Genomic DNA, 18,609 nt, shown 5'->3' on the forward strand with positions numbered 1-18,609 from the left:
GGCTCGCGAGGAAACCAGAGACAGGAACGGATGACGGAGACGAAGATCCCCTCCACCGACGACCAGACGGTCGACCGAGTGCTTTCGAACGCGGAGAAGCGATCGGAGGTCCGCGTCTTCGGCGCCGCCCAGGCCCTGCAGGACGAGGCCACGGCCGCGCACTCGCAGACCGACGGTCAGCAGTGGGACCTCGAAGATCGGCATGCGCTGCGTCGCGTGGCCGGACTCTCGACGGAACTGGAAGACGTCACCGAGGTCGAGTACCGACAGCTACGGCTCGAGAACGTCGTGCTGGTGGGCGTGTACCCGCAGGGGGCGCAGGAAGACGCGGAGAACTCGCTGCGCGAGCTGGCCGCGCTGGCCGAGACGGCGGGTGCCGTGGTCCTGGACGGCGTGCTGCAGCGGAGGCCCCACCCGGACGCCGCGACCTACCTCGGACGAGGCAAGGCGCAGGAGCTGAAGGACATCGTGGCCGCGGTCGGGGCAGACACCGTCATCGCGGATACCGAACTGGCGCCCAGCCAGCGTCGCGCCCTCGAAGACGTCGTCAAGGTCAAGGTGATCGACCGCACGACCGTGATCCTCGACATCTTCAGCCAGCACGCGAAGAGCCGCGAGGGCAAGGCCCAGGTCGAGCTCGCGCAGCTCGAGTACCTCCTTCCGCGGCTGCGCGGATGGGGTGAGTCCATGAGCCGCCAGGCCGGTGGGCAGGTCGGCGCAGGCGGCGCGGGGATGGGATCGCGCGGCCCGGGTGAGACGAAGATCGAGCTGGATCGTCGCCGCATCCGCACGAAGATGGCGCTGCTGCGCAAGCAGATCCGCGACTTCGCGCCGGCTCGCGAGGCCAAGCGGGCCGAGCGCAAGCGCAACACGATTCCCTCCGTCGCGATCGCGGGCTACACCAACGCCGGCAAGTCCAGCCTCCTGAACGCCCTGACGAGCGCCGGCGTGCTCGTCGAGAACGCCCTTTTCGCCACCCTCGACGCGACCGTGCGCCGATCGGCGACCGAGGACGGCCGTGTCTACACCCTCACCGACACGGTGGGTTTCGTGCGGAACCTGCCGCACCAGCTGGTCGAGGCTTTCCGCTCCACGCTGGAAGAGGTCGGCGACGCCGATGTCGTGCTGCACGTCGTCGACGGGTCGCACCCCGACCCGGCCGGCCAGCTGCAGACGGTTCGCGACGTGATGGGCGACGTCGGGGTGCGCGACCTGCCGGAGCTCGTGGTCTTCAACAAGGCCGACCTGATCCCCGAGGATGAGCGTCTCGTGCTGCGCGGCCTGGAGCCGCACGCGCACTTCGTGTCGTCGCGCTCAGGGGAGGGCATCGACGAGCTGCGGTCCGCGATCGAGGCGGCGCTGCCCCAGCCCGCGGTCGAGATTCGTGCGGTGGTCCCGTACGACCGGGGCGACCTCGTCGCCGCGATCCACGAGACGGGCATGCTGCTCTCCGTCGAGCATCAGGAGCAGGGAAGCGCCGTGCACGCCCGGGTGTCCGAACGTCTGGCGGCCGAGCTGGCGCCGTTCGTCGCGGAGGGGTGAGCTCCGCGCTCAGCGGGCGAGGAAACGCGCCTCGACGGTTGCCGAGATGACGATCTCCTCCGGCTCGTACTGCATGGAGGGTGCGGCGTCGGCGGCGAACGCGACCGCTCCGCGAGCCTTCATCAGGGGCGTACCGGGGCCGGGGTGGCCGGGGGCGATCAGCCCGACGTCGGCCAGTTCGACGGGCGAGACGTGATGGAGGCCGACGGCACCCGCGTACGCCTCGGCGCGCAGCACGGCGGCCTCCACGGCGCGGGCCGCGACCTCGCGTTCGACACGGGTGCGGGTCTCGGGGGTGAGGTGCCAGTCCACCCAACCGACCTCGACTCCCTCCCGCGCTGAGACCTCGGTGACCCACAGGGAGAGCTCGCCGTCCTCCGCGAACGTCGCGGTGAAGTCGACGCCGGCCATGTAGACGGGCGCGAGGCGCGAGCCATCGCTGCTCCACGGGCGCTCCGCCCGGACGCTGAGGTTCGCGCTGCTCCAGTCGAGCGCTGACCCGGTCTTCGTGCGCTCGGCGAGGTCTTCGCGCACGGGTTCGGAGAGACGCAGGGCTTCGTCGACCACGGGGCCGCGCTCCGGCCCCTCGGCACGGACGGAGACACGGACGGTGGCACGCTCGGGGTGGACCCGCACTTCGTGCTCACCACGGACGGTGACGATGACCTCGCTCATGCGCCGACTCTACGCGAGCCGGTCGGGGCAGGGGCGGAATGGCGAAGGGCCTCCGAACGTTGTAACCTGTGATGCTCGGGTGCATGTCGCCCGGCCTGGTAATTCCACAGTGTGACAGCGGCTCCTTCGCGAGAAGGGCCACGGGGCTGATCGGTTTCGACAGCGCCTGTGAATCCACGAGAAGCGGGCCGAGGATGCAGAGTTATCTCGTAAACGCTCTCTGCAAAACAATAGTTGCCGAATCCAAGCGCAACGACTTCGCCCTCGCTGCCTAAGCGAGCCCGATAGTCCGTCAGACCGTATGTGATTCCGATACGGATCCTGGCGTCATCTAGGAATCTTGCTGCGTGACGGCGTCTGGACGTCACGCGGGACTCTTCCCAGGCTGGGCTCGTCGACTTAGGTGTCTGTGACAAAGGTCGGAGCCGAGCAGAACGCTTCCACAGACTGCGCCCGGAGAAGGCGTGGAGACTCAGCGTTGGACGGGGGTTCGATTCCCCCCAGCTCCACGAATGGTGTCAAACATGTGTATCACCACACTTCAGGTGGGGGTTCAGTATCGAAGACACCATGTGTATCATCCGAGACAAGTTCAACGTCTCGGAGAACGGTCGCTGTCACCAGTGGAAAAGTCATCGCGCGCGCGGTCGACCGCCCTGTTCGTCAGGGTGGTCGACCGCGCGCGCGTTTTCGATATCCAAGTGAACGGCCGGACGATACCTGCCGCCGAACTGAGGCGACTCCTCGACAACGCGCGCATCCCCGACGGCACCCCGTACCTCACCGACAGCGCGGGACACTTTCATACGTTGCGAAGTGTGAACGCCTACCTCCTTGACGCGGCCCGGCAGCGCGCATATCCCATGCGCACCCTGCGCAACAACCATGCTGGCGCCCTCGTCGGCCTCCTCAACTTCATCCGGGAAACCTCGCCGAACGCTGATCTCGTTGACACCACCACCGAACATCTCAATCAGTACAAGGAACGTCGGCTCCAGACACTGGCGGGAAGCTCCTGGAACACCGAAGTGAGTGACATCGGGCTCTTCTTCGCGTACGCCCGCGACAAGGGATGGCTACAGACCGACCCCGTCCCGCGATGGGGCACCCGCCAACGCAACACCCTGAAATCCCCGGAGAAGGAAACCCGGCGCATCCGATTCCTCACCGAAGAGCAACTCGCCTTCTTCCTCAACCATGGGCTCCGCGGCGATGACGTTCCCGACGACCGACCCGAGTACCCCGAACGTGACTACACCTTTGGCCTCACACTCGTCAGCACGGGTCTTCGCCGTGAGGAGGCTACCTACCTCCTGGATCTCGACATTCCCACAAACCTCCCGCGAGGAAGCCACATCTTCGAGCGAATCGGCAAGGGCAGCAAGCCGCGCGACGTCCACATCATCGATCACCTCGCTGACGTCATCGACCACTACCGCCGCGGCGAACGCGAATACATGGTCGAACGCGCCCAACCCACACTCCGCAGCCGCCGCCGCAACGGCACCCTCACTGTCGCTGAACTTGTCCCCACCACCAACGGAACCGCGCTCCGCATCGGCGCGAGACTCATCCGACCCAACCGCCTCCCCAATTCCCTGCGCCGCACCGCTGTCTGGATCCGCGACGACGGCCTCATCGACCCACTCGCACTCTTTCTCGCCGAAGGCGGACAAGCGCCGGCAATCGACCGATTCAACCGTCTCTTCTCCGACGCCAACCACCGCGTCGCAAGCTTCGGCCCCCACGAGCATGCGCCACCCGCTCACATAACTGTCGCCCCGCACATCCTTCGACACACCTTCGCGGTCCGCACCCTCGCAGCTCTGATGCGCGAGGGAAGGCAGACTCAAGGCGACCCTTACGCGTTGCTCGCAAGCCCGCTACTCGTTGTTCAAGAACTTCTCGGGCACACCAGCCTCAGCACAACAAACCGCTATCTGTATCACGCCGAAACCTATACGGACCAGGTCCCGAATGCTCTCCGCGAGAGCCTCGTCAAGCTTGTCAGGGGCCTCTGACGTGGCTGAGTACATCGCGGAGTACCAGACTCCGTACGGCTACAAACGCTCGCGCATCAATGCGGGAAGTCTTCCGACGCCCGAACTTGCTCAGGAGTTGGCTGCGAGATGGGTGGAGAGCGCTGTGATCAACCCCAGCGCGGTCTCGACCATCCGAACGGCGATCATGCGCTTCTGTAAACACATGTCGTCGGAAGTGGGGTTCGACAATCGCACGGATTCGCTCAAACACCTCCGCAGGCGGCACCTCAATTCTTGGGAAGCTTCTCTGCTTCGTGAGCAGGCGATGAAGCAGACAGATACGACGTACAGATATGCCGTCAACATGTTCGCTTTCCTGCGCTACATCGAGGATCGTTTCCCGGGAACTATCCATCCGGAGGTACTTGACCGCGTCCGCGAACCGACTCGGCTCCGCCACATCCGGCGTGAGCCGCTTCCTGATTTCTCCGAGGATGAACTCAATCGGATCAAGGCGGCTGTCCGAAACATCACCTGGCGAAACGGTTCTTGGACGACGAACGCGAGCGCAGACGTTCTCATTGCCTTCCAGATTGCACTATGCATCTCGACGGGAGAACCCCCCGAGGTCATCCGAGGAATCACCCTTGACGATATCTCCGCAAGCTCCGCTGACCCGCGAAGCGTGGGCATGGACACCGAACGGATAGCAGTTGCAGGTCTAGCTGACAGCTATACGGTCGTTCTCCGAAAGAACAGGGCACATATCGTCGAAGAAGTCACTTGGCGTCGCAACAGAGAACCCACCACGCTACGTTATCTCGACGCGCTCATCCGATTGGGGGCTCCGCTTCGCCGCGCGGCGAAACTGCACGCTCTCTGGATCATGAAGGACGAGTGGGGAAACATCATCCCCGCTCCTTGGGGTGATTTGAGCTTGTCGGGCTGGCTCTTTAGACACGTAGCGGGAGTCATTTCGACTCCCCACGACACCCGCCGCTTCCGCAAGTCGGCTATCGCCGCCGAGATCATCGCGGAACCATCTCGGCACCTCCGCACGCAGCGGCGGCACACCCAAGAGATGCTCTTCGACCACTACACCAACAGTCCAGCTCTCCGACTGGACGCAGGCGAACGGTTCGTCAGATCCATCTCAGAGCTGCGCGACCGTGCACTGGGGCCGACGATTGATACCGGCGACGGAGTCGTGCAGCTCGACCCAGTCACGGGCGAGGTAGCAAACGTCGACGAGAACGCTCTGCGGGGGAGCGTTGCAGGTGCACTCACTGGCTGCCGAGACCCGGAAGATTCTCCACATGCACCGCAAGGAGAGGTATGTCCGATGTCGCGGATGGGAACGTGCTTCACCTGTCCGAATGCCATCATTACCGTCGAACACCTGCCGGCCGTCGTCCTCGTCAACGCCGTTTCTGCGCCCGATGCGGCGGTGAACCCCACCACGTGGCAGAAAGTATGGGGGTTCATACACGCAGCCACAGCCACGATCTTGCAGATGTTCCCGCGCGACGCGGTGAACGATGCACGCCTGCATACCGATGAGGTTCTCGTAGATCTTGGTCTCCGCCATGAAATGAGAGGACCAACTGATGCGTGAACCAGTTCCACATACTTCTGGCAGATGGCGCCCTCCTATCTCGCCGAACGACTTCGTCCACGAGGATCTACCAGCGGGATCGCAGTTCGGCGATGACGTGTGGGACTTCCAAGGCATCCGCCCCTTGGGGCATCCCAGTCGCTGGGCGCGATTCACGAGGGTCCCGGAGGGCTATCGTCACGACGTCAAGCTTCACGCTTTACTGCAGGGGCGGCCTCACCATCCCACAGCGGTGCTCGCTGGCGTCCTGATCCGTAAGAAGGTGGGAACAATGGCAGCGGTTCTAACGGCGTTGGACGATTTCGCCGTGGTCACCGCATGGGGAGAACGCAAAGGCCTACACACGTTCAGCGACTGGACACCAGAGCTCGCCGAGGACTTCCTACGCGACCTCCGAATGGGCGAGCATCGCGAAAATGGCAGACCCCACGGTCCCTCGTCAGTGCGCGGCTTCGTCTCGCTCCTGAAGAGGGTAAGCATTCTCTCGCCACTCGCCCAACATCCGCTTCCTTTCCAGCCCTGGCCTGCGCAGACCGCCGCGAAAGTTGCGGAGGAGCCCACCGGCGGGGGCAACAAGACCCCGCCGCTGCCATGGGAGGCATGGCAACCCCTCATGGTTGCCGCGGACATCATCATCTCTCGCCTCTCTCCGCTCATCATCGAGATGCAGAACGCGTTCCGAGCAGCGCGACCGAGCGACGACCTCAGTCGCGGGGCTACCCGTCAACGAGCGATTGATATTTTGCAGCGCCACCTCGACGAGGGTTACCTGATCCCCTTGCACACTGGCGTCGGTCGCTCCAAGCACTTCGCGCGCGGCGATGTCAACTATTCACAGATCTGGCGCACGCTCGACATCAGCGAGAACATCCGCAAACGCACAAGTCATCACTTCACGCCGGCGGCGCTCCAGCTCATAGATGACGCCGTCGCAGCGGGGAAAACCGAGTATGGCGGTCTCATGTCTACTAGCGCCACCTGGATAGGGGAGATAGGCCTGGCGGAGGCAGAACACCTCCCCGGAGTGCTACGAGCTGCGTGTTACATCATGATCTCCAGCATGTCCGGTATGCGGGACAGCGAACTTCAAGCGCTTCGTCGCGACGCGTTCGACGTTTCAGCTGTCATTCCCTCCGTGGAGTCCATGACGTACAAGAGCAAAGGCGTAGGAGGGGAAACCCGCTCCTGGTGGGTGCCGTCCGTAGTTGAAAACGCAGTCAACATCCTGGAGCAGCTCAGCTTCACCGAACGACTGTTCTCTCGCAGCGGTAAGACAGGGGAAGGCGGGAATGAAGGCGAGTACGCTTTTGCACGCGATCTCAAGAGCCTCATCGCCTTCGTCAACGCTGCCCCGGGGGAGCGTATCGGGCGAGGAGAGGACCTTGGGTTCAAGCCCATCACTCTGCGTCCACGCGATGCTATCAACGCTACGTCCTTGCGGCGGACGCTCGCGGTCTACGCCGCCACCTATCCCGGGGCGGAGATCGGCGTGGGGATTCAGTTGGGCAAGGCCTCACTTCGCGCGACCAGCGGATACGTCCGAGACCAGAACCACGCGGCGACGCAAACCATCACGGACGAGCGAACGCATGCCATTCGGAAAGACCTCAAGCGTCTTCTTTTCTCCGGCGAATCCATCGCCGGCCCATCCGGCGACTATCTCGAGAACATTCGAGTGCAAGTCATCGCCGATCCCCATCGAGCAGACCAGATCATCGCTCGGGTGGCCCAGAACTACACGCTCGGGGTTGTCAACGATTGCGCCTACCGAGAGAAGACCGCCGCTTGTGGACCCGGCGGACCGAAGCTCGCGGACCACGTGTGCTTCACCACCGATTGCCCCAACGCAGTGCTTCACGGTGCTCACCTCCCGATCTGGGAGACCCAGCTCGTCCGCCACGACCACGCATTGGACGCACCAAACCTGCACCCTGGGCTTGAAGCGAACCTACGGCGCGAAAGAGCGAAGATCGTCAGAGAAATACGGGCACTTCGCCCGGTCGAGGTACTGGAGGAGGAAATCGAATGAGGTCCAACGCCAGTGCGGTGAGCGACGACGTGCTCCGCCGCATCGCGGATGCCATCAGCGAGATCGCAAGTAACGACGAGATGCAGCGGACCAAGAGGCAGATCGAGAGACTCTCCAAGCTGTCTCACCCCACCGTCGCTCGCGCTTTTGCGCAAGACCTGCGCGAACAGACACCCTTCGCTATCAATGCGCGGTTCGCCGAGTTGAACCCTGTCAACAGGGGACTTTCGCCGAAGCAACAGGCCGAGAGACGAGAGAAACAGGATCTCGACGCCGCCCGAGAGCGCATCCTTGAACTCGAGACGGAACGTGACGCCCATCTTCAGGCTCTCTATGCATACTTCGTCGCTACATCTACCGATGAGCCGGACCCGACGGTTGTTCCCATCAACCGGGGTGTGCGCAAGGCCGACGGGCGCTGAAAGGGCGCATTTGACCGCACCGCATGGGACCCCCGCGTCATATGTTGTTCTCCCCGCAGGCTTCGCTTCTCTCATGGCGTGCTGAGGTGCAAGTGAGTGTCCTTATCAGTTGCCGTCGAACCGTGACGGCGCAGCGCCTGCGTTCTATCATCGTCGTATGGCGATGATAGAACGCGACTTGCTTGAGTTGGACGCGGAGGCGACAGACGCTTTCGCACACCTGTTCCAGGCGTTCGCTGACCCAACGCGACTGGCTATCGTTCAGCATCTCTCGTCCGGAGAACATCGAGTGCGAGACCTCGTTGAGCACATGGGATTCGCGCAGTCGACCGTGAGCAAGCACCTTGGATTCCTCGTTGAATGTCGTCTTGCTGTCGCTCGACCCGACGGTCCAGCGACGTGGTACGCCCTTGCGCATCCCGAGGCTCTGCGAGTCGTGATGGTTGCCGCAGAAGCGCTCCTGGCCGCCACCGGAAAAGACTTGGTGCTGTGTGAGCACTTACGAAGTGAGAGAGAAGGGGCAGCGTAATGGGTGCGGGACATGACCACGGGCCAACTATGACCGAAGAAGGCATGCCTGGGGACTTTCGCCGCCGGCTCTGGATCGCTTTCGCCATCACTGCTGCCATCGTGGCGGCGCAGGCGGTTGGCTCCGTCATCACCGGCAGCCTCGCTCTGCTCACGGACACGGCGCACGCCATCACCGACGCGTCAGGACTTCTCGTCGCGCTCATCGCGGCAACGTTGATGCTGCGCCCGCCGAGCTCGAAGCGCACCTGGGGCTTTCGGCGGATTGAAGTGATAGCAGCACTCGCTCAAGCGGCGCTGCTCCTGGCGGTCGGAACCTACGCGGCAATCGAAGGTATCCGTCGCCTGTTCGAGCCGCCAGAAGTACCGGCGGGGGAGTTGCTCGTCTTTGGCATCATCGGGCTCACCGCCAACATCGTTGCAATCGCGGTGCTCGCATCGAGTCGAGGCGCGAACTTCAACATGAGGGCCGCTTTCCTCGAAGTTCTCAACGATGCTCTTGGTTCACTCGGTGTCATCGTCGCGGCCATCGTCATCGCGACGACAGGGTTTCAGCAGGCAGATGCTCTCGCAGGAATACTCATCGCCGCTCTCATCGTCCCTCGCGCGTTCATGTTGATGCGTGAGACCGGCAGTGTTCTCATGGAGTTCACTCCCAAAGGCCTGGACCTCGAGGACGTGCGGGCACACATTCTCAAGCTCGAGCATGTAGTCGATGTGCATGACGTTCACGCATCCACCGTGGCCACTGGGTTGCCCACGCTGAGCGCGCACGTCATAGTTCGCGACGAGTGCTTCCAGGACGGACACGCGATGACGGTGTTGGCTGACATTCGGGAATGTGTGGCTGAACACTTCGAAGTTTCGGTCGCGCACTCGACCTTTCAACTCGAGACCGAGACGGTCGCCGACCACGAGTCAACGTCTGTCCGGCATGCATAGGTGGACGCGGCTTACCGCGTTGCCTCAAGGTGATGCTGCTCCGATACGCGCCGAACGCTCGCTCTGGCACTCGCTGAAGCACAACTTCAGTGGTGATGCGTCCAAACCCCGAACTTCCGTCACGAGGTCCGTCGACTCGGCAACCGAAGTCGTCACCGCGAGAATCCGATCCCGTGGCGTCGGGCGGCACGGACGCCATTGAGGATGACGATGACTTCGGCGACCTCGTGGACAAGGACGACACCAGCGAGGCCGAGAACGCCGAACAAGGCGAGGGGGAATAGAACGACGATGATGGCCAGGGCGAGTGCGATGTTGATGGTCATGATGCGGCGTCCGCGGCGGGCGTGGGCGAGGGCTGCGGGGATGAGGCGAAGGTCGTTGCCGGTGAAGGCGATGTCGGCGGATTCGATGGCCGCAGCTGAGCCTTTCACACCCATCGCGATCCCGACGGTCGCGGTGGCAAGGGCGGGGGCGTCGTTGATGCCGTCGCCGACCATGGCCGTCGGACTCTCCGTGACGAGGGCCGTGATGGCGGCGGCCTTGTCGGCGGGGAGTTGCTCGGCGCGTACGTCGCTGATGCCGGCGCGGGCGGCGAGGGCGTAGGCGGTTCGCTGGTTGTCGCCGGTGAGCATGACGGTGCGTATGCCCTGCGCGTTCAGCATGGAGATGGTCTCGGCGGATTCGGGGCGCAGTTCGTCCCGCACGCCGATGAGGCCCGAGACCTGACCGTCGGTCTCGACGACGACGACGGTCATACCGTCTCCGGCCATCTCGTCGGCGGGCTTGGTGAGCTCACCCAGTTCCGAGAGCCAGCGTGCGTTCCCGACCCGCACGTGGGTGGAGCCGACGAGGCCGGTGAGGCCGTGGCCGGCATCTTCGACGACGTCTGTCGCTGCGGGGATGTCGGACGCGGCGCGAGTGATGGCGGCGGCAAGCGGGTGGGTGCTCGTGATCTCGAGGGCGGCGGCGAGGGAGATGATCTCCTCGCGGGAACGTCCGTGAGCAGGCACGACGGCGACGATCTCCGGCTCGTTGCGCGTGAGGGTGCCGGTCTTGTCGAGGGCGACGGTGCGGATGGTGCCGAACTGTTCGAAGGCCTCGCCGGACTTGATGACCACACCGAACTTCGAGGCCGAGCCGATGGCGCTGATGACCGTCACCGGAACGGCGATGGCTAGTGCGCACGGGGACGCGGCGACGAGCACGACGAGCGCCCTCTCGATCCACAGGCCGGGATCCCCGACGATGAACCCGAACACGGCCACGAGGGCTGCGATGATGAGCACGGCCGGCACGAGCGGGCGGGCGATCCGGTCCGCCAGGCGGGCCCGCTCTCCCTTGCGGGCGTGCGCCTGCTCGACCAGCTCGACGATCTGGGTGAGGGAATTGTCGCGGCCGTCGGCGGTTGCTTCGATCCGCAACGTCGCAGCCCCGTTCACCGATCCCGCGGGGACGGCGTGTCCCGGTCCGACCTCCACCGGGATCGACTCGCCCGTCACGGCAGACGTGTCGATGCCGGAGCGGCCCTCGACCACCACGCCATCCGTCGCGATCCGTTCTCCCGCACCGACGACGAGGATGTCGAGCTCGCGGACCTCCGCGGCGGGGATCGTCATGTCACCGTTCAGGCGCGAGACACGCACGGTCTCCGGGATCAGCGACAGCAGCGCGCGTAGTCCCTCCTTCGCCCGATCCATAGCCCGATCCTCGAGAGCTTCGGCAAGCGAGAACAGGAACGCCAGCGCTGCAGCTTCGCCCACGTGGCCGAGAGCTACGGCGCCGATGGCGGCGATGGTCATCAGAAGGCCGACGCCGAGTCGGCCCCGCACCAGGCGGCGGATCGCCCCGGGGACGAACGTGTACGCACCCGCGAGGAGTGCGACCGTCTGGAGGACAAGCGCCGGAACCGGTAGTCCGGACCACTCGAAGACATAACCTGCCAGCAGCATCACGCCGGCAACCGCGGATGGCAGGAGCGCGGTGTCGCGCCAGAGCGGTGGCCGTTCTTCGTGCTCAGCGTCCCCGTGCGAATGATCCGCGTCGCGGGGGGAAGCCGGTCCGCAGCAGGCGTCGTCCTCCAGGAGCGGCGTTCGCCTCGATGATGAAGAGGACGTGATGGGGTCGGGTCCGCAGCAGGCGTCTGCGGCGGCAGAGGGCTGGCGTAGCTCGAGCCGACGGACTGTTCTCGTCTGGCGTGGCTCGTCCGGGCCGCAGCATTCCTCGCTCATCGGATCTCCTCCATCGCCCTGTCGGTAGGCGCGCAGCATAGAGGCACGTCACAGTTCTCGTCTGTGCAGGCCTCTCCGTCGTCGACCGCGAGGACCGTGTTCACCAGCAGAGTGATGGCTCGAGTCACATGCGGATCCGCGATCTCGTACCGCGTCTGACGTCCCTCAGGCGTCGCGACCACGATGCCGCACCCTCGAAGACACGCGAGATGGTTCGACACGTTGGTGCGAGACAGATCCAGTGCCTCGGACAAGCGCGCCGGGTATCCCGGCCCGGAAAGCAGTTCCAGCAGAATCCGAGAACGAGTGGGGTCAGCCATGGCGCGCCCCAATCGGTTCATCACGTCGAGACGAGAAGCAATGGTCAGCATGCAATGACTATACAGTGTTTGCTGACTTATCATTCAACAGAGCGGTGCGCTCGAGCTCTGGGTTCGGGTGTGGAGTTGCGCCGGGCGACCGCAACGTAGACTGGAGAGGATGATGCTGCGCACGGACACCGGACGCTCAGCGCACGTCCCCCGCGGGCCGCTTGCGATGAGGGTGCTCTTCGGGATCATTATTGCTCTGCTTCTCACGCTCGGCGTCGCGAACACTGTCCACGCAGAGACTGCGACGTCGGCCACAGCGTCACCGGAAAGCTTCTCGTTGTCGAGTGAGCACGACGAACGAGATCAGTCCGCGGTGTCCTCTGCTGGATCATCTGATGTCGCCGCCGCTGTGTGCGTAGTCGGTGCGCTTCTGGGCGTGCTGGTGTTCGCCCGACTCGCCCGCGCGCGGCTCCGCACCCAGATGCAAGCCCCTTCACGAGACTCCGCGCACCGCGCATCGATTCCGCGCATTCAGGGACCACATCTGCTGCGCCCTGACCTCGCGCAGCTGCAGATCTCCCGAACCTGACTCTCCGGCTCAATGCCGCCTTCATCCGTGCCATCGCGCGGATGCGGATCGACGCACGTCGTCGACAGCTTGGAGAGATGACTTGGAGAACACGCCCCTCACCCCGACCCCCGCCGAGGTCTCAGTCAATCGGCGCGCCGCTTCGCGGAACCTAATCCTCGGAGCCGTCGCACTCATCGGCCTGCTCGCGACATTGTCGGGATGCGCGTCCACTGTCGCATTGAAACCTGCGACAAATGCGAACGCCCCCGAATGCGCCGACGTGACGGTTCGGCTCCCCGCAGCCGTCGGAGAGTTCACCGGTCGCACGACCGATGCCCAAGCGACCGCCGCATGGGGAGACCCGACCATCGTCGTCTTTACCTGCGGGCTCGAGCCACCAGCACCGACGACGCTGCAGTGCGTGACCATCAACTCCGTCGATTGGATCGTCGACGAACAAGATTCCCCCTACCTGCGCTTGACGACCTACGGCCGAACGCCCGCAGCCCAGGCCTACGTCGATACGACGAAGCTCTCCGCGGATGCCGCGTTGCAAGCCCTCGCACCCGCGGTCCAGATGCTGCCGAAGACGTCCGCCTGCTCCGCGCCGGACACAGCGTCATCGGACGACGAGGACGCGCCGACCACGGGCGGCTCCGGAGACCTCCCGTGAACGCCAGCGGGCTCCGACTGGCCGGACCCGCCCTCCTGCTCACCTCAGCGCTGGTCGCGCTCCTCCTGGGATTGGTGATAGGTGGCGGGGCTGATCCACGGGTCACCAGCGACCCCGGCGCGGTCGTCCGGTGGGGACTGCCGGTCGCGAAGCTCATCGTCAACCTCGGGGCGGCGGTCATGGTGGGATCGGCCGTCCTTGCTGCGTACGCTCTCACACAGGGCGAGAAGGAGGTCGATACCGCCCTGGATGTCGCTTCCATCGGTGCCGCAGTGCTCACCATCGGCGCAGGAGTCACTGGTTATCTCACCTTCCTGTCATCGTTCAATCCTGAGGTGTCACTCGGCCCGGGATTCGGTCAGCAGTTCGGCAGATTCCTCCTCGAGACGGAGCTGGGTCGCGTCTGGCTCATCACAACAGTGATGGCCGCGATACTCACGGTGATCTCGTATGCGTTCCGGGGATGGGCGGCCGCGCTGTTGCTGACGTTCCTTTCGCTGGCGTCGCTGGTCCCGATGGCCACGCAAGGTCATTCCGGAAGCCTCGCCAATCATGATGCCGCGGTCATGTCGCTCGTGCTGCACATCACCAGCGCGGCGGTATGGCTCGGCGGTCTTCTCGCGCTGGTCTTCCTCAGGCCGTCTGCGCGCGAGCACCGTCTGCGGGCAATCGTCGAGCGATACTCGACCATCGCACTCGTCGCTTTCGTGGTCGTCTCCGTGTCCGGAGTCGCCCGCGCGATGACGTCTGTCAGCGGCTGGCGAGAACTTCTCAGCGCGTACGGAGGTGTGCTCTTGGTGAAGGTGGTGGCGCTCACGCTCCTCGGCGTCGTGGGTGTCGCGCACCGTCGGTGGTACATCCGCCGTGGGGTCGGAGAGCGGGCACCGTTCTGGACGTTCGTCACCGTCGAGTTCGCGGTCATGGGCATCGCGAGTGGTGCCGCAGCGGCACTCGCCCGCACGCCAGCGCCGGCAGACACCTCAGCTCCGGCGCTGACGACACCGGCTGAGATCCTCACCGAAGCGCCGCTTCCGCCCGAGCTCACACTCGTCCGTTGGCTGAGTGGGAACGACGTGAATCTCCTGTGGGTGATGGTCGCCGGTTTCGGAGTCTTCTTCTATCTGATGGGTGTCCGTCGCCTGCGGCGTCGCGGCGAGGCGTGGAGCGGCCTGCGCACGTTCGCCTGGATCAGCGGGATGGTGCTGCTGGCTTGGGTGAACAGTGGGGCGGTCGCTGTCTACTCCGACTACCTCCACAGCGTCGACGCGGCGGGACGGATGCTCATGCTCCTCGTGGTTCCCTCCCTCCTCGTGTTTGGCGCGCCATATCGCCTGGCATTGGAGGGAATCACCAACCGCACCGATGGGAGCCGTGGAATCCGCGAGTGGCTGCAAGCAGGGGAGCGCTCGCGGATCGTCCTCTTCCTGCGCCACCCCATCGTCGCGATGTGCACGTTCGCTTTTATCGTGTGGGGCGTATCCGCCACTGGCCTCTTGCGCGATTCCCTCGCCGATCCCTTGGTGCATGAATTGCGCGTCGTCGCGCTGCTCGTAGCGGGAAGCTTGGTGACCGCTGGGATCCTCCGTCCTGCCGGCACATATCCCCGGCGGATGCGTGTAGTTGTCGTGTTCGGATCGGCTGCCGCGCTGGCGAGTGTAGGCAGTTGGGTGCTGCTTCAGAGCGGCCTGATTGCTGCGAGCTGGTTCGGGGCGATGGGTCGTCAATGGGGCCTGGAGCCGATGGCGGACCAACAAGCAGCCGGCATGGTGATCCTGCTCTCGGCACCGATGCTGCTCCTCTTCGGCCTCAGCGTCGACTACATACTCAGCGGGCACTCCACCCGCTCATCACCGGAGGTCGACCGACCCCTCCACTCCACTCGAAAGGCCATCTCATGACATCCGTCTCCACCCGAATCCGCCGCGTGAGCGGTGCCGTGTGCGCCGCCGCTGTCGCAATCGTGCTGCTGACCGCAACCCCAGCCTCCGCACATGACAATCTCACCGACGCTGTGCCATCGGCGGGCGAGACAGTCACCAACCTCGACACAGTCGCACTGACTTTCAGCGGGGAGCTCATCGACTTCAGCCAGACGAGCTTCGCCCAGGTGCAGGGCCCCGACGGGCTCTTCTACGAGTCGTCGTGCTCCACCATCGAACTCAACGTGCTCACCACCCCCGTCGCCCTCGGAGCGTCGGGCACCTACACGGTGCTCTGGAACGCTGTGTCCAGCGACGGGCACCCCATCTCCGAGTCATACCAGTTCGACTACGCAGCGGATCCGACGGCGACCGTCGCACTCGGTTGGGATGCACCGGCGTGTGGGAACGAAGGCACCCGTACTCAACCAGGAGCGGCGCTGACCAGCACCCCGACGCCGACCGACGACACCAACTCGGCGGCGCCCACACAAGATACCGACCGAGAGCCGCGCGCTGACGGGGCAGATGAGAGCGTCGTGGCCCTGGCGGTCGTCGGAGGCGTCGTCGTGCTGGGAGTTCTGGTGATGGCGACCGTGCTCGTGGTGCACCGTCGACGCAAGCGCGCGGAGTGACCGAGTGATTACGGCTCATTCAAAGGAAGAAGTAAGAGCGACGATTACAATCGAACCGTGTTCCACTCGATCCGGGTCGCCTGCCACGGGCGGCCGGATCGCAGCCAGATGATAATGCGGCTCATTAGCATCATCGGGCTCACGCTCCTCCTGATCTTCGCCGTCGGCGCAGCCGAGCACGGAAGTGCCGATGTCACCACGGCGTCGACCACGGCCAGCACGTCGCTCGACGCTGATGAATCAGGCACTGACGCAGCCGCTGCGGCACCCGCCGGCATCGTGATGCAGCTCGCCACGGGCGCTGCACAAGTAGACCCGGTCACGGGCGCTGTGCTGTGCGTCCTCGGTCTTCTCTGCGGACTCGTCGCAGCGATCATGATGTATCGGCTGCTCTGGCGCACGACAGCCGTGGTAGCGGAGACCCACGCGGCTCAGCCGCGAACGAGTGCCGCTCCGAATCGCATCCCCCTGCGGCAGACCTCGCTGACTCTGGCGACGCTCGGCATCTCCCGGACCTGACCCGTCGAAGCGTCGCGCCTCGCGCGTGCGCATCCCATCGAGCACCCGCTCGACCTTCGACCGTGTCGACAGTCCTTGGAGTACCTGATGAAACCCGCCGTCAAAGCCGGCCTCGCTGCCCTTGCCGTAACCATCGTCCTGATTATCGCCGCGGTAATCGTCGTCATCATCAACCAGCAGAACACTGCGCCGCCAGAATCCGAGAACGGAAGCTCTACGGCGCAGGTGCTCCGCGAGAACTCACACGTTCTCGATGACGGGGGAGACGGGGCAGTCACCGTCGTCGAATTTCTCGACTTCGAATGCGAAGCGTGCGGAGCCTTCTACCCGGTGGTCGAAGACCTCCGCGAGCGCTACGACGGCGAGATCACCTACGTCATCCGCTACTTCCCTCTACCGGGTCACCTGAACTCCAGGAATGCCGCGTTCGCCGCCGAAGCGGCTGCGCAACAGGGACGCCTTGAAGAGATGTATCGCAAGCTCTTCGAGACGCAGGCTCAATGGGGGGAAGCCCAGGAATCGCGAGCGAGCCTGTTCCGTGGCTTCGCTGAGGAGATCGGCCTGGACATGGCCGCTTACGATGCCGCGATCTCGGATCCCGCGACGGTCGCGCGAGTCGATCTCGACTACAACGACGGTCAGGCACTGGGAGTGAGCGGAACTCCGACGTTCTTCGTGAACGGCGATGCCATCACACTCGAGCGCTACGACGACCTCGAGAACGCGATCCTCTCAGCGGGTAAGGGAACATGACACTCCTAGGCCTCTCTCATCGTCGAGTCATCATCGTCGGCTCCGGCCACGCTGGTCTCTCCGTCGCCGCCGAACTCTCGCGCTCGGGCCTGAAGCCGCAACGGGATTTCGCCGTCATCGACAGCAATCCCGACGGGCGTCGTTCGTGGGCGTTCCGCTGGTCGTCGATGACACTCCTGACAGAGGCCGGGCGGAGCACGGTCGCCGGGCGGCATCTCACAGGCGACCCCTATCGACGCCCGTCACCGCGAGAGATCGAACAGCATCTTCTCGACGTCGAGGCCGCCTTGGGCCTCACGACGCTGTGGGGCATCAGAGCGACAGGCGTGGACCGTCTGGGGGACGGATCCACTCTGCTTCTGTCAACGAACGAAGGGCCGGTGCAGACGCGCAACATCGTCTGCGCGGCCGGGTCCGCGGCTCGACCTCGGATCCCGAGCTGGGCGGTAGACGCCGCGGTACCGGGGATCATGGTTCATAGCGCCGACTATCGCGGACCGAGCCAGATTCCCAGCGGTGACGTGCTGGTCGTCGGAGCCGGCCACAGCGGCCAAGAGATCGCGCGCGAGCTCAGTCGTACGCACCGCGTCACGCTGTCGTCCCAGCCCTCGGCGGTCTCCGCAGCTCGACCGGCACGACGCGGCGTCGGGCGGCGTCGGGCACTAGCGCGAGGTGGGGCAGCGCTCTCACTGGATCCGGAATGGGAACAACTCGGCATCGAAGTGTTGCCTGCGGCCATTGCCGCAGATGGAGCGCATATCGTCTTCGACGATGGTCGTCGTATCGCTCCACAGTCCATCATCTACGCGACCGGATACCTGCCCGCGGACGGCTGGCTTCCCCGTCCGGTACTCGATGCCACGTCCCGTCGCCGGAAGCGCGGGACTACGAGCGTCCCAGGTCTGTTCGTCGTCGGCATGCCGAACCACGGTAGCCAGGACTCAGACACCTTCGACGGGGCACGCCGTGACGCGATCTCGATTGCACGCCACATCATGAAGCGCCCCTGAACACGTTCGTCCGAAATACACCGACCGAAACGAGGATCACACATGAGACATCCGATGGCCACGACGAAACATGCGTGGGGTGCCGTCGCGTGTGCGTTGCTGATCCTCGCGACGGTCCTGCTGGTTTCGCCTTCGGTTTCAGCGTCCGCAGTTGGGGACGTCGCACCAGTTACCGCGTCCCCCACTCCGGAACAGAGTTCAACGCCGTCGCCTTCGCCGTCGCCCGAAGAGACAGAGTCGGACAAGGACCGT

General features: G+C 64.5%; 17 protein-coding genes and 1 other RNA gene. 15 read left to right on the forward strand and 3 right to left on the reverse strand.

The window, feature by feature from the left end; all coding sequences use genetic code 11:
* Nucleotides 1–30 precede the first annotated feature (30 nt).
* On the forward strand, nucleotides 31–1,542 hold the full coding sequence (gene hflX / locus DW309_RS18125) for a GTPase HflX (RefSeq protein ID WP_136046165.1): 1,512 nt from the start codon (nucleotides 31–33) through the stop codon (nucleotides 1,540–1,542).
* A 9-nt stretch (nucleotides 1,543–1,551) separates the two neighbouring features.
* On the opposite strand, the gene DW309_RS18130 is transcribed toward hflX, so the two are convergent.
* Nucleotides 1,552–2,217, reverse strand: a complete 666-nt coding sequence (locus DW309_RS18130; RefSeq protein WP_136046166.1) for an SIMPL domain-containing protein — start codon at nucleotides 2,215–2,217, stop codon at nucleotides 1,552–1,554.
* A gap of 142 nt (nucleotides 2,218–2,359) precedes the next feature.
* On the opposite strand from DW309_RS18130, the gene ssrA reads away from it, so the two are divergent.
* From ssrA to DW309_RS18165, 7 genes are all read left to right on the forward strand, one after another.
* Nucleotides 2,360–2,729: a transfer-messenger RNA gene (ssrA, locus tag DW309_RS18135) on the forward strand.
* A gap of 111 nt (nucleotides 2,730–2,840) precedes the next feature.
* The gene (locus DW309_RS18140) at nucleotides 2,841–4,238 is read left to right on the forward strand and encodes a tyrosine-type recombinase/integrase (RefSeq protein WP_168387317.1); all 1,398 of its coding nucleotides are present in this window, start codon (nucleotides 2,841–2,843) and stop codon (nucleotides 4,236–4,238) included.
* Between the two features lies 1 nt (nucleotide 4,239).
* Nucleotides 4,240–5,814: a hypothetical protein gene (locus DW309_RS18145; RefSeq protein ID WP_136046168.1), complete on the forward strand. Its 1,575-nt coding sequence runs from the start codon at nucleotides 4,240–4,242 to the stop codon at nucleotides 5,812–5,814.
* Nucleotides 5,815–6,085: 271 nt separating this feature from the next.
* Nucleotides 6,086–7,843 (forward strand): hypothetical protein, encoded by a 1,758-nt coding sequence (locus tag DW309_RS18150; protein WP_168387318.1) that lies wholly within the window; start codon nucleotides 6,086–6,088, stop codon nucleotides 7,841–7,843.
* The gene (locus tag DW309_RS18155) at nucleotides 7,840–8,265 is read left to right on the forward strand and encodes a hypothetical protein (protein WP_136046170.1); all 426 of its coding nucleotides are present in this window, start codon (nucleotides 7,840–7,842) and stop codon (nucleotides 8,263–8,265) included. Before DW309_RS18150 ends, DW309_RS18155 begins: the two co-directional genes overlap by 4 nt.
* A gap of 163 nt (nucleotides 8,266–8,428) precedes the next feature.
* Complete coding sequence (locus DW309_RS18160) at nucleotides 8,429–8,794, forward strand: ArsR/SmtB family transcription factor (protein ID WP_240753283.1); 366 nt, start codon at nucleotides 8,429–8,431, stop codon at nucleotides 8,792–8,794.
* Nucleotides 8,794–9,735 (forward strand): cation diffusion facilitator family transporter, encoded by a 942-nt coding sequence (locus DW309_RS18165; RefSeq protein ID WP_126893194.1) that lies wholly within the window; start codon nucleotides 8,794–8,796, stop codon nucleotides 9,733–9,735. The genes DW309_RS18160 and DW309_RS18165 overlap by 1 nt, the downstream gene beginning before the upstream one ends.
* 152 nt (nucleotides 9,736–9,887) lie before the next feature.
* On the opposite strand, the gene DW309_RS18170 is transcribed toward DW309_RS18165, so the two are convergent.
* Nucleotides 9,888–11,687 (reverse strand): heavy metal translocating P-type ATPase, encoded by a 1,800-nt coding sequence (locus DW309_RS18170; RefSeq protein WP_136046208.1) that lies wholly within the window; start codon nucleotides 11,685–11,687, stop codon nucleotides 9,888–9,890.
* Between the two features lie 275 nt (nucleotides 11,688–11,962).
* Nucleotides 11,963–12,337 (reverse strand): Cd(II)/Pb(II)-sensing metalloregulatory transcriptional regulator CmtR, encoded by a 375-nt coding sequence (cmtR, locus tag DW309_RS18175; protein WP_082297363.1) that lies wholly within the window; start codon nucleotides 12,335–12,337, stop codon nucleotides 11,963–11,965.
* A gap of 109 nt (nucleotides 12,338–12,446) precedes the next feature.
* On the opposite strand from cmtR, the gene DW309_RS18180 reads away from it, so the two are divergent.
* The 7 genes from DW309_RS18180 to DW309_RS18210 all read left to right on the forward strand — a co-directional run bounded on the left by DW309_RS18180 (nucleotide 12,447) and on the right by DW309_RS18210 (nucleotide 18,357).
* Nucleotides 12,447–12,866 carry a hypothetical protein gene (locus DW309_RS18180; RefSeq protein WP_136046172.1) on the forward strand — a complete coding sequence of 140 codons (420 nt, stop codon included), beginning with the start codon at nucleotides 12,447–12,449 and terminating at the stop codon, nucleotides 12,864–12,866.
* A gap of 82 nt (nucleotides 12,867–12,948) precedes the next feature.
* Nucleotides 12,949–13,521 (forward strand): DUF3515 family protein, encoded by a 573-nt coding sequence (locus DW309_RS18185; protein ID WP_240753282.1) that lies wholly within the window; start codon nucleotides 12,949–12,951, stop codon nucleotides 13,519–13,521.
* Nucleotides 13,518–15,419, forward strand: a complete 1,902-nt coding sequence (locus tag DW309_RS18190; RefSeq protein ID WP_136046173.1) for a bifunctional copper resistance protein CopD/cytochrome c oxidase assembly protein — start codon at nucleotides 13,518–13,520, stop codon at nucleotides 15,417–15,419. Before DW309_RS18185 ends, DW309_RS18190 begins: the two co-directional genes overlap by 4 nt.
* On the forward strand, nucleotides 15,416–16,075 hold the full coding sequence (locus DW309_RS18195) for a copper resistance CopC family protein (RefSeq protein WP_168387319.1): 660 nt from the start codon (nucleotides 15,416–15,418) through the stop codon (nucleotides 16,073–16,075). Before DW309_RS18190 ends, DW309_RS18195 begins: the two co-directional genes overlap by 4 nt.
* A gap of 57 nt (nucleotides 16,076–16,132) precedes the next feature.
* A complete protein-coding gene (locus DW309_RS18200; protein WP_136046175.1) occupies nucleotides 16,133–16,594 on the forward strand; it encodes a hypothetical protein in 462 nt (153 codons plus the stop codon).
* Between the two features lie 87 nt (nucleotides 16,595–16,681).
* Nucleotides 16,682–17,347, forward strand: coding sequence for a DsbA family protein (locus DW309_RS18205; protein ID WP_136046176.1), 666 nt, complete (start codon nucleotides 16,682–16,684; stop codon nucleotides 17,345–17,347).
* A complete protein-coding gene (locus tag DW309_RS18210; RefSeq protein ID WP_136046177.1) occupies nucleotides 17,344–18,357 on the forward strand; it encodes an NAD(P)-binding domain-containing protein in 1,014 nt (337 codons plus the stop codon). The genes DW309_RS18205 and DW309_RS18210 overlap by 4 nt, the downstream gene beginning before the upstream one ends.
* Nucleotides 18,358–18,609: the final 252 nt, after the last annotated feature.

The organism is Microbacterium sp. K41, assembly GCF_004794395.1.
GTDB classification, from domain to species: Bacteria; Actinomycetota; Actinomycetes; order Actinomycetales; family Microbacteriaceae; genus Microbacterium; species Microbacterium sufflavum.

What these genes read in the sequence shown, in the direction of transcription:
- hflX (WP_136046165.1), top strand. Translation starts at nt 31, where the DNA reads ATGACGGAGACGAAGATCCCCTCCACCGACGACCAGACGGTCGACCGA.
- DW309_RS18130 (WP_136046166.1), bottom strand. Translation starts at nt 2,217, where the DNA reads ATGAGCGAGGTCATCGTCACCGTCCGTGGTGAGCACGAAGTGCGGGTC.
- DW309_RS18150 (WP_168387318.1), top strand. Translation starts at nt 6,086, where the DNA reads ATGGCAGCGGTTCTAACGGCGTTGGACGATTTCGCCGTGGTCACCGCA.
- DW309_RS18155 (WP_136046170.1), top strand. Translation starts at nt 7,840, where the DNA reads ATGAGGTCCAACGCCAGTGCGGTGAGCGACGACGTGCTCCGCCGCATC.
- DW309_RS18160 (WP_240753283.1), top strand. Translation starts at nt 8,429, where the DNA reads ATGATAGAACGCGACTTGCTTGAGTTGGACGCGGAGGCGACAGACGCT.
- DW309_RS18165 (WP_126893194.1), top strand. Translation starts at nt 8,794, where the DNA reads ATGGGTGCGGGACATGACCACGGGCCAACTATGACCGAAGAAGGCATG.
- DW309_RS18170 (WP_136046208.1), bottom strand. Translation starts at nt 11,687, where the DNA reads ATGCTGCTGGCAGGTTATGTCTTCGAGTGGTCCGGACTACCGGTTCCG.
- cmtR (WP_082297363.1), bottom strand. Translation starts at nt 12,337, where the DNA reads ATGCTGACCATTGCTTCTCGTCTCGACGTGATGAACCGATTGGGGCGC.
- DW309_RS18180 (WP_136046172.1), top strand. Translation starts at nt 12,447, where the DNA reads ATGATGCTGCGCACGGACACCGGACGCTCAGCGCACGTCCCCCGCGGG.
- DW309_RS18195 (WP_168387319.1), top strand. Translation starts at nt 15,416, where the DNA reads ATGACATCCGTCTCCACCCGAATCCGCCGCGTGAGCGGTGCCGTGTGC.
- DW309_RS18205 (WP_136046176.1), top strand. Translation starts at nt 16,682, where the DNA reads ATGAAACCCGCCGTCAAAGCCGGCCTCGCTGCCCTTGCCGTAACCATC.
- DW309_RS18210 (WP_136046177.1), top strand. Translation starts at nt 17,344, where the DNA reads ATGACACTCCTAGGCCTCTCTCATCGTCGAGTCATCATCGTCGGCTCC.